Origin of the sequence: Nocardia sp. NPDC051052, from assembly GCF_044456045.1 — a bacterium.
In the GTDB taxonomy this organism is placed as follows: Bacteria; Actinomycetota; Actinomycetes; order Mycobacteriales; family Mycobacteriaceae; genus Nocardia.
In genome coordinates this window covers 971,326-985,489 of the sequence record NZ_JBITFL010000002.1, presented here as the reverse complement: position 1 = coordinate 985,489, position 14,164 = coordinate 971,326, and the positions used below count along the sequence as shown (strand labels likewise).

Below are 14,164 nucleotides of genomic sequence, written 5' to 3'. Positions count from 1 at the left end.
ATGTCCGAAGTGCGGCACCGGATTATCGTCGCCGACGACCACACGGTCATGCGCGCCGGACTGGTCGCATTGCTGGCCGACGAACCGAGCATCGACGTCGTCGGCGACTGTGGCGACGGCCGCGCGGCCGTCGGTTTAGTAGCTCAGCTGCGGCCGGATCTGGCGGTGCTCGACCTGCGCATGCCGGTCCTCGGCGGTGTCGGCGCCACGGCGGAAATCACCGCGGCCCACCCTGGCACCCGCGTGTTGATCCTGACCACCTACGACACGGACGCCGAGATCGAGCGCGCGGTGGAGGCGGGCGCCACCGGCTATCTCCTCAAGGACGCCAGTCGCGAGCAACTGGTCGCGGCCATCCACGCGGCCGCGCGCGGCGAGACGGTGCTGGCGCCGCGGGTGGCGCAGCGTCTGGTCGCGCGGATGCGGCGGCCGGCACCGGCGGCGCTCACGCCGCGCGAGGCGGCTGTGCTGACGGCGGTGGCGGACGGACTGTCCAACGCTGAGATCGGCGCTCGGCTGCACATCGCGGAGGCCACCGTGAAAACCCATCTGCTGCGGGTATTCGCGAAGCTCGAGGTCAGCGACCGAACCCGCGCGGTGGTAGTGGCGCTGGAGCAGGGGCTACTCCGGTCGCATGGCTGGAACACCGAGTGACCCCGGGCCAGCAGCTATGTCGAGCCAGGTTCGAGACGGAAAAAGCGGCTCGGGCGGAGGCTGCCGTCGCGACGGATGAGGGTGTCCTGGCGCGCCGAGATCGATGGCGCCGAGCTTGCGGATCGCCGCCGCCGAGCGAGCGTTGCGCTCATGGGTCCGAAGCTGAATCTCGACAGACTCGTGCCGGAGGTTCGGTGCTCGGTTCGGCAGGAGCCGGCATCAGGCTGACGCAGAAATTATGTCGCTACGGGTATAACGACGAGTTATGCGCCCCTTGATGATTTTGCACGGTGCCTGGCTGCAACCGGCTCACTACGATGAGATCGCTCAGCGACTGCGCCGCGACGGCATCGATGTCACGGTGCCCGATCTGGCGGGGCATTCCCTGGCCGACAGCACTCGCCTTGTCCAGGAGCTCATCGATCAGGCGGCCGAGCCGCCGGTGGTGCTGGCCCACTCCTTCGGCGGTGTCACCGCGACGGGTTTGAAGGGGATCTCGCATCTGCTGTATCTGTCGAGCTTCGTCTTCGATGTCGGCGAGAACGCGCAACAGTGGATCGCGCGGATCGAACAGGAGACCGGCCGCCAAGGTGCCCCGCTGCCACTCACCGTCGACGACGCGGGCATGACCCGGCTGGATCCGGCCGGTGCCCGCGAGGGCCTCTTCGCCGACTGCACACCCGAAGTCGCGGACCGGGCGATCGAGCTCCTGCGCCCCGAACCCGCTTCGATCTTCACCGAGTCACCCGCGCACGCGGCATGGAAGGACACCCCGTCGACCTACATCGCGGCGACTGAGGACCGGGCGATCCTGCCCGAAATGGTCGCCTACTTCACCCAACGCTGCGGCACCGCCGTGACCTGGCAGGGCGGTCACTGCCCGTTCCTGAGCCGACCCGACGACGTCGTGACCATCATCCGCGACCACCTCTGAACGCACTCGTAGCAGCGTCCGGTGGGCGGCTAGGCGAATTCGACCAGCCGCTCCGGGTGCTGTTCGAGGAAGGAGTCAGGCGATCTGCCGGGTGTCCGGGGTCGCCGGGGTCGGGTCGGCGAAGAAGGCGACCAGGTCGCGGACGGTCTCGTCGGTGGGCCGAGGGCGGTAGTCGAGTTCGCGTTCGGCCTTGCCGTGATCCACCATCGGGGCCGAAATAAGTGCGCCCAGTGCGGCTTTCGAGACGATATCGGATTTGAAGAGCTTGCCGATCGGCGCTAGCACGGGGATCGCGCCCGCGACGAGCTTGGGGGAAATGGCGAAGCGCGGGCCGCGTTTGCCGCCATGGTTGGCAGCAAGTCGGCAGAGGTCGAGCATCGAGATCATCTCGCCGCCGAGCAGGTAATTCTCGCCGGTGCGGCCGCGCTCGGACGCCAGGATCAGGCCCTGTGCGACATCGCGCACGTCGACCAGGTCGAAGCCGCCGCCGATCATCGCCGGAATGCGGCCCTGCGCGGCGTCCCGCAGTGTGCGGTTGATGCGGGACAGCGGCTTGCTGTAGTCGAGGGGGCCGAACACGCCGGTGGGGTTGCACAGCACCGCGTCCAGGCCCTGGTCGATCACCTTGCGGAGCGCGACCTCGCCCGCCCACTTGGACCGGTCGTAGACGGGGAGGGCGGATTCGGTCGAGCGCGGGGCGCTCTCATTGATACTGCCGCCGCAGCTGTACTGGTTGAACGCGTGGATCGAGCTGGCGTGCACCATGCGCCGCACACCGACCTCGAGCGCCGCCTCGGCGACCACCCGGACGCCTTCGGTGTTCACCTTCCAGGCCAGGTCGTTCTTCTCGGCGAGGGTGATCACCGCGACCAGGTGATACACGATCTCGGCGCCGTCGAGCGCCGCCCGCATCGACGCCGGATCGAGCACGCTCGCGCTCACCCAGGTGATGTTCGGTTCGGTGGCCGTTGGTGGCACCACCCGATCTATGGCGGTGACTTCGTGGCCGCGCGCGACGAGCAGGCGGAGCAGATTCGTGCCAAGGTAGCCGGCTGCGCCGGTCACTGCGACCTTCATGGCATCGACAATATAGAACTTGTTCTAATTTGCAACACGTTCCAGTTCCTTCCGATTCCCCCTGCCAACCTTCGCATTCCCACTGTGAACGTCCCGATGGGCTCGAAAGTTGCCGGTACCGTCCGCTATATTGGGCCCATCCGTAGCGGTCATGCCGTTCGGCAATGGGCAGACGGTGACGACGAAGAAGTTCACGACACTGATGTGCACGACGATTTGGGGGGCAACTCGATGAGTGATCTCTCGGTAGAGACCGACGCGGTCCGGGCGTTCGCCGCCACGAACGCGGGCATCGCCGGTGATCTTGCGGGGGCAGGTAATTTCGACGCGGTCAAGAACGTCTCGGCACTCGTGCCGGTGTTCGGTCTGATCGGGGTCGACTACCTGGCGATGTTCGCCGCGGCACAGGTGCTGCAGGCGAAGGACATCAACGATCTTTCGGCCAAATACAACAAGCTTTCCGAGTCCGCGTTCAGCGCCGCCGCGGCCTACGACGCGACCGACTGGTCGAGCGCGGGCGCGCTCGATGCCATCGGCAACCAGATCGGCGGCGCCGTATGAAGCCGCTCGACACCGGGGTGATCGCTCCCGAAGAACTCGCGATGGCGCACTCCGCCGATCAGCACGTGGCCATCAGCCAGCAGGCCGTGCTCGACGCGACGCAGAACTCGGCCGCCCAGGCGGTGCTCGATGTGCCGCTCGGGCAGGTGCCCGACGATATGCCGCCGTACGAGCCGCCGGATTTCGTGCTGTCCAAGCGACTCAGCGAGGACCAGCACAACGCGCTCGGTATGCCGGGCGGCATGCCGGGGCTCAACGGCAACCAATCGCCGGACGCGCAGGGCATCTCCGGTGTCCCGTCCGATGTTTCGGCGCTGCTCGGTGATACGCACACCGCGCTGCAGCACGTCGCCGCTCCGGTGAACCAGGCGATCGACCAGGCCACCGGTGTCTTGAACGGCGCCGTCGGCTCGGCGCCGAGCACGGTCGCCGCCGCGGTGAGTCAGGCGACCGCCGCCATCCCGACCTCGCTGCCCGCGCTGCCCGCCGACCCGGTCGCCGCGCTCATGCAGGGCATCTCCGTGCCCGCGCTGCCCGGCGTCGACATGCTGATCAAGCCGATCCTCGATCTGCTCAGCAGCTTCGGCACCGGCGTCATCGGCGCGCTCGACCCGACCGCGATCCTGAGCCAGTCCTCCAAGGTCATCGACATGGCCATGCAGGTCGGCAAGGGCAGCATGACCACCGTCGAGCAACTCTGGCAGAGCCAGGCCGCGCGCAACGCGCAGGCCACCAGCCAGCAGCACAACGTCGAGGGCCAGGAGACCAGCAAGCGCGGCATCGACATCTCCGACCTCACCCAGAAGGCCGCCGCGGTGGTGCAGCAGGGCAACGCGCAATTGCTCACCGTCGCTTCGTCGTTCGCCACCCAGGCGACCGCGATGGCACCGGTGATCCTGACCCCACCCGCCCAGGCCACGCTGATGGCCTCGGCCACCGAGCATCTCGGTCAGGCCGTCGGCATCGTCAATGCCACCCGCGGCGATCTCGCAGGCAAGACGGGCGAGTTGAGCGGCATGGTGCAGCAGCTGGTCGCCCCCGGTGGTGGCCCCGCGCCGCAGGAGGTCGCGCAGGCGCTGGCGCAGAACGTCGGCCAGCCGATCCTGGAGCAGGCACAGTCGGCCGCGTCGGACACCGCGACCCAGGCCGCGGGCCTCAATTCGCCCACCGGCACCCAGAACTCGACCACGGCCGCGTCGGTGAACAGCCCGAGCAACCCGAGCGTCACCAGCCACAGCCCCACCGGGGTGCCCGGCGTCCCGAGCCGCACCGGCACGGGCAGCCCGAGCAGTCGCCCCAGCATCCCCGGCGTCCCGTCGATGCCCAAGGTAAGCGCCCTGCCCGGCACCAGCATGCCGATCCGCCCGATCAGCGGCGTCCCCGGCAGCACCGGCTTCGGCCCCGGCACCACTGGTTCCCCGAACACCAGTACGGCCGGCGCGGGCAACAGCTTCATGGGCGGCGGCGCCGGTGCCGCGGGCGCTCAGCGCAGCGGCGAGGACGAACACTCCCGCACCGTGCAGCCCTACCAAAGCGCCATCGGCAACGACGACCTCACCGGCCCCCTCGGCGAATCCACCCCCGACGTCATCGGCGCCACCCACTCCGACGAGATCGTCACCTCCGACTACGAACAGGACCAGTTCTAGCGCGATTGTCCCGCAGAGCCCGGCCCGAGCAGCGAAAGTTTCGCTCGAGCCGGGCTTTCTGGCGTTCGCGGTAGGGCTCGGCCTGATCCTGCCGCCGAAGTCTGCTGTTTGGCACGAACTGTCAGCTCGCGCAGGGACAGCCGGACGCTGCGCACGGCACGCAACTTCGTGGGCGCCGGGCTGCTCGCGCCACGAGCACTGCGCAACGAAGATCCGCACCCTCTCTCGGGATTCGCACTGGCTGTGCGTCCGAATTAAGGGTGCGGGTCCTGAGAGAGGGTGCGGCTGTTGGTTGGGGTCAGGCGTCTTGGGTGAAGGCTTCCAGGAGTTTGCGGTAGAGGTCGGTGAAGCGTTTGCGGGCGGCTTGTTGTTCGGGGGCGAGGCCCTCGGTGGATTCGGGGGCGTAGACGACCAGGTGGGCGTCTTCTTCGGGGGCTTGCGGCATGAGATCGATGATTTGGCTGCCCTGGTCGGTGATGGTGGGCATGCCGAAATCGACGGTGGCGAGGGCCCTGGTCTCGGTGAGTGCGGCTGCGAGTACGTCGGGTGGGATGTGGCCGTTGAGTTTCTGTGGCAGGTTGTCTGGATCGCGTTCCGCGGCAACGGCATCGGGGGTCTTTACGGCCCGGCCGTCGCCGGACACCTCCAGTTGCGGGCGCAGGTCGACCCGGGTCTGCCAGCCGTTCGGGATCTTGGTCAGGGTGAGCAGCGCCAACGGCGCGGACACCGGTCCGTGCACGCTCGGCCGGTCGGCCGGATCGGCGGTCGCGGTGCCCGCGCCGATCACGAGCGCCGACATGGCAACCAGCAGTGCCGCTTTCGTTCCTCGCATCAATCCACTCTCCTGCTATCCGTGCCCGGCTGCGGCTGCCAGCGATCCGCCGCATGGCAGCGCGCCGGACCGGGATCGGTTCGGCGCGTTGCCGTGTCGATTATCGCGCTGTTCGATGGCCGCCGCCGAACGGCACCGGTCGAACAGGGTGTGCGCGGTCGATTATCGCAGTGCGGCAGCGAGTTTCAGCGCGGGATGGGCGGATTCTTCAGGTCCGTGGCCGAATACGTGTCGCACGCCTTCACCTGGCCGGTGTGATATCCGGCGAGGAACCACTTCTGCCGCTCCTCCGAATCGCCGTGCGTGAACTTCTCCGGGTTCACCCGGCCCTGCGCGGCGCGTTGGATTCGATCGTCGCCGACCGCCGCCGCGGCGGACAGCGCGTCGTTGACGTCGGTGTCCGTCAGCGGCTTCAGGAACGGTTGGGTGGCGCCCGGCGCGGGTGTCTTGTCCGCGAAGTGGGCCCAGAGCCCCGCGTAGCAGTCGGCCTGCAGCTCGGTGCGCACCGCGGCGGAGTTCGCGCCCTGCGGATCGCGTTGGGCGCGGCCGATATCGCCGAGCTGATTCTGGATGTGGTGGCCGATTTCGTGGGCCACCACATACTCCTGGGCGAGCGGCCCGCCGCTGGCACCGAAGCGGTCGACCAGCTCCTGGAAGAAGCTGACGTCGAAGTAGGCGGTCTGGTCGGCCGGGCAGTAGAACGGGCCGACCGCGCTGGTGGCGTTGCCGCATCCGGTGCCGATAGCGCCGGAGAAGGGCCTGACCTTCGGCTCCACGTAGCGTTTGCCGGTCTGCTTCGGGAGTTCGGTGGACCACACCGCGTCCAGGCTTTGGATGGTGAGCGCGACCCGGCAGTCGACGTAGGTGTTGGCGCTCGCACCATCGGTGCAGTGTGCCGGCAAAGTGCCGGGCCCCGAATCTACTTGGGAGTCTTGGGTGCCGGTGAGATCGCCGAGTAGCGAACCGGGATCGCCGCCGAGCAGCAGTGCCAGCACCAGAATGATGAGTCCGCCCGCGCCGCCGCCCAGCGCGATTTTGCCGCCTCGGCCTGGGCCGCCACCGCCACCCCAGGAAACCCGGTCCGGGTCGATCTTCATGCCCTCGTTGAAGGTCATCGTCGTCGCTCTCTGTGTTGTCGCCTGCACAGGCGCCGCGTGGTCTAAAGCTTGACACAGGCAGGGCGATGTCGGTTTCCACCCGGCGGACGTGTTTCGCTACGACCTGGGGATGCCACGTTCGGGGCGATTCAACCGCGGGTGGTGTGACGGAGCCCGTGAGGGAAGGTAACGGCGAGGGCGACATCGGACGCGGCGGGAAGCTACGTCATGGATGTTGTCAGATAAATGGCATAAGGAACGGTTTGTCGTGGCCTAGAGCGTTGGCGGGGCAATCGTCAACTCTCGTGTTCGGTCGGTGCGATTGCTAGAGTCCATTGTCAAGGGAGTTGTTTATCTTACGGGGGTGGGAATTTGCGTCATCTGAAGAATGTGAATTGGAGAAGATGCGTCCAGATGACCTTTGAACCTGGCATCGAACCCGAGCCCTGCCGAGCCCAAGTCTCGGGCTGCTACTGCACTCCTGCGCTCATCGGCGGCGAAAAAATGGGCGAGACGTGGTGCCGCCACGATACGGATGAATGCTATGGTCGGCCGTGTCGCAGCCTCCTGCGGCCCATTGCCTATGCGTCTATGTCGACATCGCTTCAACCCGATAATTATCCACGTTTGCTCTGGTGAGGATCTTGCTGATATTTCTTTTGCGCCGTTCGGTTTGGAAATTTAGGAATATTGCCGGCGGATCCACATTGGTCAACCGCAGCGAATCGGTCTGATCCAGGACGGGAATTAGTCACTTGGTGCGCAATAATGCACTGAGTGAAACGTTGAGAATTCGGGTATTCCGACACCAGATAATGGACTCCGTGGACGCGTCGCACCGAGGTGCCGGCCGCAGTCCGTCGCGCCCGAGGTGAACAGCGCGGATATCGGTTTTCGGCTGAGCGGTCGGGCTGGCTACGATGACTACCGCACCTGGCCATTGCCTGCCGGTGCCGGAGTCGTCGAAAGGAACCTTGTGCTGCGCACCCACTTGGCTGGTTCGCTGCGAAGCGAGCATGCCGGTCAGACCGTGACCCTCACCGGATGGGTGGCCAGGCGGCGTGACCACGGTGGCGTGATCTTCATCGATCTGCGCGACGCGTCGGGAGTGTCGCAGGCGGTGTTCCGGGAGGGCGAGCCGGCCGAGCAGGCGCATCGGCTGCGCGCGGAGTACTGCGTGCGGGTCACCGGCGTGGTGGAGTTGCGACCCGACGGCAACGAGAACCCGGACCTGCCGACCGGCACCATCGAGGTGAACGTCGCCGAGCTCGAGGTGCTCAACGAGAGCGCGCCGCTGCCATTCCAGCTGGACGAGCAGCCCGGCGAGGAGGCGCGGCTGAAGTATCGCTACCTGGATCTGCGCCGCGAAGGCCCGGCGCACGCGATTCGGTTGCGGTCCAAGGCGAACGCCGCCGCCCGCGCGGTGCTCGCGGACCACGAGTTCGTCGAGGTGGAGACGCCGACGCTGACCCGGTCCACCCCGGAGGGCGCTCGCGACTTCCTGGTGCCCGCGCGCCTGCAGCCCGGCAGTTTCTACGCGCTGCCGCAGAGCCCGCAGCTGTTCAAGCAGCTGCTGATGGTCGGCGGCATCGAGCGCTACTACCAGATCGCGCGCTGCTACCGCGACGAGGACTTCCGCGCCGACCGCCAGCCCGAGTTCACCCAGCTCGACATCGAGATGAGCTTCGTCCGCCAGGACGACGTGATCCTGCTCGCCGAGCAGATCCTGGCCGGGCTGTGGAAGCTGATCGGCTACGAGATCCCGACCCCGATTCCGCACATGACCTATGCGGAAGCCATGCGCCGCTTCGGTTCCGACAAGCCGGACCTGCGCTTCGGCATCGAGATCACCGAGTGTGCCGAGTACTTCAAGGACACCCCGTTCCGGGTGTTCCAGGCCGAGTATGTCGGCGCGGTCGTGATGCCGGGCGGCGCGAGCCAGCCGCGGCGTCAGCTCGACGCCTGGCAGGAGTGGGCCAAGCAGCGCGGCGCCAAGGGCCTGGCCTACGTGCTCGTCAACGAGGACGGCACGCTCGGCGGCCCGGTCGCCAAGAACCTGAGCGACGCCGAGCGTGACGGACTGGCCAAGCATGTCGGCGCGGTGCCGGGCGACTGCGTGTTCTTCGCGGCCGGTCCGGCGAAGGCGCAGCGCGGGCTGCTCGGTGCCGCGCGCGCCGAGATCGCCCGCAAGGTCGGCCTGATCGACGAGAACGCGTGGGCGTTCGTCTGGATCGTGGACGCGCCGATGTTCGAGCCCGCCGCCGAGGCCACCGCGAGTGGCGATGTGGCGCTTGGTCATTCGGCGTGGACGGCGGTGCACCACGCGTTCACCTCGCCGAAGCCCGAGTCGGTCGACACCTTCGACACCGACCCCGGTGCCGCGCTCGCCTACGCCTACGACATCGTCTGCAACGGCAACGAGATCGGTGGCGGCAGCATCCGTATCCATCGCCGCGATGTGCAGGAGCGCGTCTTCAAGGTGATGGGCATCAGCCTGGAGGAGGCGCAGGAGAAGTTCGGATTCCTGTTGGACGCCTTCGCTTTCGGCGCACCGCCGCACGGCGGCATCGCGTTCGGCTGGGACCGGATCGTCGCGCTGCTCGCCGGGCTCGACTCGATCCGCGAGGTGATCGCCTTCCCGAAGACCGGCGGCGGCGTCGACCCGCTGACCGACGCCCCGGCCCCGATCACCGCGCAGCAGCGCAAGGAAGCGGGCCTGGACGCCAAGCCCGCGCCGAAGGGCGACAACGCCGACGACAAGGGCGACAAGGCCGACGCGAAGGCGGACAAGTCGGCCGAATAGCCGGACGAACGGTACCTTTCGGACAGTTCCGATCCGTCGACCCGCGCCGGGCGGCACTGACCACGAGGGGATCCGTTGCTGCATCTGCGCATGATCAGCCCGCCGGAGACGACCGACCAGGTGCTGGCCGTGCTCGCCGCGAACCCAGGTGCCACGCATGTGACCCTGGCTCGCGGCGTCGCGGTGGAACCCGCCGGCGACCTGGTGCAGGCCGATGTCGCGCGGGAGGCGGCCAACGAGGTGCTTGCCGAGCTGACCGAGCTCGGCATCTGCAAGACCGGTGGCATCACGCTCGGTCCGGTCGAGACCGTGCTGTCCGACGCGGGGGACCGGGCGGTCGAGGCGGCGCCCGGCGATCCGACCGACGCGGTGGTGTGGGACGAACTGCTCGCGCAGGTGCACGAGGAGTCGACGCTCAACTCCACCTTCCTCGCGTTCCTCGCCATCGCGTGCCTGCTGGCCGCGATCGGCGTTGCCACCGATTCGCCGGTGACCATTGTCGGCGCGATGGTCGTCGGTCCCGAGTTCGGTCCGCTCGCGGCGTTCGCGGTCGGGTTGGTGCGCCGCGACTTTCGGCTCGCGCGCCGGTCGGCGATCGCGCTCGCGGTGGGGTTCCCGGTGGCCATGCTGGTCACCCTCGCCGCGACGCTGGTGTGGGAGCAGTTCGGCTGGATCACGCTGAACGGGGTGGAGAGCGTCAAGAATGTCGACTTCATCTATGAGGTGGGACCGTTCTCGTTGGTCGTCGCGCTGCTGGCGGGCGCGGCGGGCATGCTCTCGCTGGTGACCGCGAAGTCGGCGGCGCTGATCGGCGTGTTCATCTCGGTGACGACGGTGCCCGCGGCCGGATTCGCCGTTGTCGCGGCCACTTTGGGGCAGTGGCATATCGCGTTCATGTCCGCGGGTCAGCTCGCGGTGAACCTGGCGGGGATCATCGCGGCCGGGGTGATCGTACTCGAGCTCCGGCCTCGCGCGGGCAGCGAGGCCGGGCCGGTAGCGCGGTTTCAGCGGTGGATCGGAATGCGTTCGCAGACGGACAAATCCGGCATTTCAGATCGGTGAGACGGTGCCGCCGGTCAGCGTGCGGTAGGCGTAGGTCACCGCGATGACCGCGACCGGCCCCGCGACCAGCAGGCCGAGTCCGCACAGCAGCGCGCCGACGAAGGTCACGAATAGCACCGAGAGCGCGAGCAACAGCACCGGCCACACATTGGTGACCACCAGCGTCGCGCTGGACTTGAGCGCCTCGAACGGACCCTCGTTCTGATCGACCACGAAATGCAGCGAGAACATGCACAGTATGCCGACGACCAGGCCGGGCAGGATGCAGATCGCCGACCCGATGAAGGTCAGGACGAACGCCAGCAGGGCGGTGATCAGCACATTGCCCGCGTTCACGAAACGGAAATAGGACCCGAAATGGGGTTTGCTGCCGTCGGTTTCATACAGCGCGCCACGCACCATCGCGGCCTGCAGCAACCACACAGCAGCCAGCACCGCGAGGAAAATGAGCAGCAGCGGGAGCATCGTCGTCGGGTCGGTGAGCTGCACGACGAGCACGAATCCGAGATAGATGACCAGCCCGGCCGCGATCACGCCCATCCACGGCCCCGGGTTCGAGCGGAACTTCTCCCAGCCGTAGCTGAGCGCCTGACCGACATCGAGGGTGCCGGGGGCGGAGGCGGCGGACTGCTGGTAACCGTAGGTCGGTTGCTGCCCCGGGTCCGCATCCGGCGGCGGCATCATGCCTGGTTGCATGCCTTGCGGTGGTGGCATCGAACCGTAGGGCAGGTTCCCTTGCGGCGGCATCGATCCCGGCGGCATAGTGCCAGGTGGCGGCGTGCCGGGACCCGTTCCTGGCGGACCATAACTGGGCGGAGACGCGTAACCGGGTGGGGGAGTTGAACCCGGTTGAGTGGAGTATCCGGGCGGGGGAGCTGCACCGGGCTGAGCCGAGTAACCGGGCGGAGGAGCTGAACCGGGCTGAGCCGAGTAACCGGGCTGGGCCGCAGCGCCGGGCTGGTCCGGATGACAAGGCTGGGCAGCATAACCCGGCTGCGCCGAGTGCTGCGGCGGCGCCACCGGCGGTGGTGGCTCGACGGGTTCGTTGCCGTACTGCGCCGCGCCCGGACCCTCGAACTGCGGGTATCCGGCGGGCCCAGCCATCTCGTGGCGACCCTGCCCGGCGCTCGTGCCCGGTGCTTGTGGAGTGTGACTCTCGTGTTGCCCTGGCCGTGCCGCGTGGCGTTCGTCGTCTCCGTGGTCGGGAGCGTCGCCAGCTGATTCGTGGGGCGGGGGAGGCGGTGTGCCAGTCATGCCATAGACCTTTCCACTCAACTGGTTTGCGGTGTGGCGCAGAGCAGTTGACGATGAGAAAACCTGACGGGTGTAATCGTGTCAAGCAACGCGCGCTCGTCCCGTAACCTCGAGGGAGACACGCCGAACGACGCGGAAAGGTTGTGTATCCGCTCGCTAGAAGTGACCTGATGCGAGTAACTTGAAGGGCGATGACCGCACTATTGGCCGAACGCGCCGCCGAAGTCGTGTCCGCAGCGCAACAGTTGCTCACAAAGCGAATGGGTGCTCCGGTAAAGCTGAGCGATCCGATCGAACTCAGTGGTAGTGGTAGAACGACGGTTCTCCGTGTGCGTGTTGCGGAAAACGCCTTCTCATTGCCGCGGACCTTGATCGTGAAACAAGTTCGCGGACACTCGCATGACCGCACCACGGGCGGTCTCGCGCCCGGAGTCGCCAGCATCGACTCCGCGTTCCTACGTGAAGCGGTGTCGTATCAATTCACCACCGCGTTGAGCCGCGAACAGCGGCCCGGTGCGTACCTGATCGCACACAGCCTGCCCGAGCGTTTGCTGATCCTCAGCGACCTCGGCGAGAACTCGCTGCTCACCCAGATGCTGCAGTCCGGTGCCGAGCCGGCGACCAGGAACGGGCTGATGGCGTTCGCGCAGGCGCTCGGCCGGATGCACGCGGCGACCGTCGGCCGCGAGGCCGATTTCGTGGCGCTGCTGCGGCGCGTCGACGTGGTGCATCGGGTGGATGGCATTGCCCAGCAGGCCGAATCCGCGATCGCCGAGGTGCCGGGCCTGCTGCAGCGGGAGCTGGGTATCGAGGTGCCCGGCGAGATCGCCGAGCGGATCGTGCGCGGTAACCGGTTGTTCTCCGCCGGGCGATTCCGGGCGTTCAGTCCGTCGGATCTGTGCCCCGACAACGTCATTCTCAACGAGGAGGGCGCGCGGTTCCTCGACTACGAGTGGGGCGGATTCCGCGATGCCACGCTCGACATCGCCTATGCGCTGGTGTCGTTCCCCGGCTGCCTGTGCGACTTCGAACTGTCCAGGGAACGCGCCAGCCAGATGGTCGAGGCGTGGCGTTCCGAGGTGGTCGGCGTGTGGCCCGCGCTGGCCGATGACGAGGTGATGTCCGAGCGGATCCTCGAGGCTCGGCTGATCTGGGTGTGGTTGTCCACCTACTGGTTCCTGCCCGCGGACCACGCCCGCATCGCGGCCGCACGTGAGCACGGGCTGTCCGTGCCGCGGTCGGAGGCGTTGATCAATCGTTGGGCCGCGTTGGCCGAGGACGCTCGGTGCACCGGTGACGATAGCGTCGGCGACTTCGCCGAGGATGTTTCGGCGATGCTGGAAGAGCGCTGGTCCGAATAGAATTCGCGGGTTGCCGGAATTCGTTCTGTTGACGTTGCCTGAAAGTTTTTGTCTGCCGCTGGGTTTGCGGTGAATAGATAATGCACAGAATCTGATTTCAGGTGGACTGAAGGTATTGAAGAGGCGCTACCTGACTCATCGGCTGCCGCTGGTAGTTCTGCGTTCAACTAGCCAGCCGCCGCACACCTTCTGATTTCCCGCACACCAACCCGCCGCACTGACACGCGTGCGGATGTCAGAAGGTGCGCGTCTGCGCCGGAAAATCACCAGCGCCCCTGTAATCGGGGGCCGGTGCTCGGGTGTCGGCCGCAGTACGCTGGGGTGTTCTAGACCACGGGGTTGGAGAGGAGTGGTCACGGTGAACACTGTGCTGCTGATAGTCATCGCGAGCGTCATCGTCGCTGTCGTGCTGGCACTGCTGGTCATGCGGCGGCAGACGCTTCGTCGAGCCGAGGACATCGACCCGCTGACGCGCGCCCGACAGTCCGGCAGCGTGCTCAGCGCGCAGATCAGCAGTCCACGCAGCCAGCGGCGTCGCAAGAAGGGGGCCGTGGGCGGCGGCGGATGGTCCATGGGCAGTATCGGATTGTTCGGCAGCGGCGGAGACGGCGGCCATCACGGTCACGGCGGCAGCTGTGGTGGTGGCCACGGCGGCGGCTGCGGTGGTGGCGGTGGTTGCGGCGGCGGTGGTGGCGGCTGCGGGGGCGGGTCGTAGAACGTTCCGACCAGCTCATTGGCGCTGAGTGCGGCTCGAGGTGCTCGCGCGCCCAACTGTCCTCTCGGCTACTGACGTCAATCGTGAGTCGAGGTGCCCATTCGCCCGGCCTCTCGTTCGCTGGCGTCGGGCGGGTTCGACGTGCCCGGCCCCGCCCGAACATGC

General features: G+C 67.3%; 12 protein-coding genes. 8 read left to right on the top strand and 4 right to left on the bottom strand.

Annotated elements, in window-relative coordinates:
* A complete protein-coding gene (locus tag ACIBCN_RS09650) occupies positions 1-654 on the top strand; it encodes a response regulator (protein ID WP_396991059.1) in 654 nt (217 codons plus the stop codon).
* A gap of 277 nt (positions 655-931) precedes the next feature.
* Complete coding sequence (locus ACIBCN_RS09645; RefSeq protein WP_396991058.1) at positions 932-1,588, top strand: alpha/beta fold hydrolase; 657 nt, start codon at positions 932-934, stop codon at positions 1,586-1,588.
* A gap of 75 nt (positions 1,589-1,663) precedes the next feature.
* On the opposite strand, the gene ACIBCN_RS09640 is transcribed toward ACIBCN_RS09645, so the two are convergent.
* A complete protein-coding gene (locus ACIBCN_RS09640) occupies positions 1,664-2,665 on the bottom strand; it encodes an NAD-dependent epimerase/dehydratase family protein (protein WP_396991057.1) in 1,002 nt (333 codons plus the stop codon).
* A gap of 231 nt (positions 2,666-2,896) precedes the next feature.
* Here ACIBCN_RS09640 and ACIBCN_RS09635 point away from each other — a divergent pair, with 231 nt between their 5' ends.
* Positions 2,897-3,226, top strand: coding sequence for a type VII secretion target (locus tag ACIBCN_RS09635; RefSeq protein ID WP_396991056.1), 330 nt, complete (start codon positions 2,897-2,899; stop codon positions 3,224-3,226).
* Entirely contained in the window at positions 3,223-4,875 is a 1,653-nt protein-coding gene (locus tag ACIBCN_RS09630; RefSeq protein WP_396991055.1) for a hypothetical protein, read from the top strand. Before ACIBCN_RS09635 ends, ACIBCN_RS09630 begins: the two co-directional genes overlap by 4 nt.
* Positions 4,876-5,173: 298 nt before the next feature.
* Here ACIBCN_RS09630 and ACIBCN_RS09625 read toward each other — a convergent pair whose 3' ends face one another.
* A complete protein-coding gene (locus tag ACIBCN_RS09625) occupies positions 5,174-5,707 on the bottom strand; it encodes a hypothetical protein (RefSeq protein WP_396991054.1) in 534 nt (177 codons plus the stop codon).
* Positions 5,708-5,892: 185 nt separating this feature from the next.
* Positions 5,893-6,822, bottom strand: coding sequence for a neutral zinc metallopeptidase (locus tag ACIBCN_RS09620; RefSeq protein WP_396991053.1), 930 nt, complete (start codon positions 6,820-6,822; stop codon positions 5,893-5,895).
* Between the two features lie 958 nt (positions 6,823-7,780).
* Between ACIBCN_RS09620 and aspS the strand changes: the two genes are divergently transcribed.
* The gene (gene aspS, locus ACIBCN_RS09615) at positions 7,781-9,607 is read left to right on the top strand and encodes an aspartate--tRNA ligase (protein WP_396991052.1); all 1,827 of its coding nucleotides are present in this window, start codon (positions 7,781-7,783) and stop codon (positions 9,605-9,607) included.
* A gap of 75 nt (positions 9,608-9,682) precedes the next feature.
* A complete protein-coding gene (locus tag ACIBCN_RS09610) occupies positions 9,683-10,669 on the top strand; it encodes a DUF389 domain-containing protein (protein ID WP_396991051.1) in 987 nt (328 codons plus the stop codon).
* Here ACIBCN_RS09610 and ACIBCN_RS09605 read toward each other — a convergent pair.
* Positions 10,658-11,383: a hypothetical protein gene (locus ACIBCN_RS09605; RefSeq protein ID WP_396991050.1), complete on the bottom strand. Its 726-nt coding sequence runs from the start codon at positions 11,381-11,383 to the stop codon at positions 10,658-10,660. The genes ACIBCN_RS09610 and ACIBCN_RS09605 overlap by 12 nt on opposite strands.
* Before the next feature lie 731 nt (positions 11,384-12,114).
* On the opposite strand from ACIBCN_RS09605, the gene ACIBCN_RS09600 reads away from it, so the two are divergent.
* The gene (locus tag ACIBCN_RS09600) at positions 12,115-13,284 is read left to right on the top strand and encodes a phosphotransferase family protein (RefSeq protein WP_396991049.1); all 1,170 of its coding nucleotides are present in this window, start codon (positions 12,115-12,117) and stop codon (positions 13,282-13,284) included.
* 358 nt (positions 13,285-13,642) lie between these two features.
* Positions 13,643-13,999: a hypothetical protein gene (locus tag ACIBCN_RS09595; protein ID WP_396991048.1), complete on the top strand. Its 357-nt coding sequence runs from the start codon at positions 13,643-13,645 to the stop codon at positions 13,997-13,999.
* The last annotated feature ends 165 nt before the right edge of the window (positions 14,000-14,164 follow it).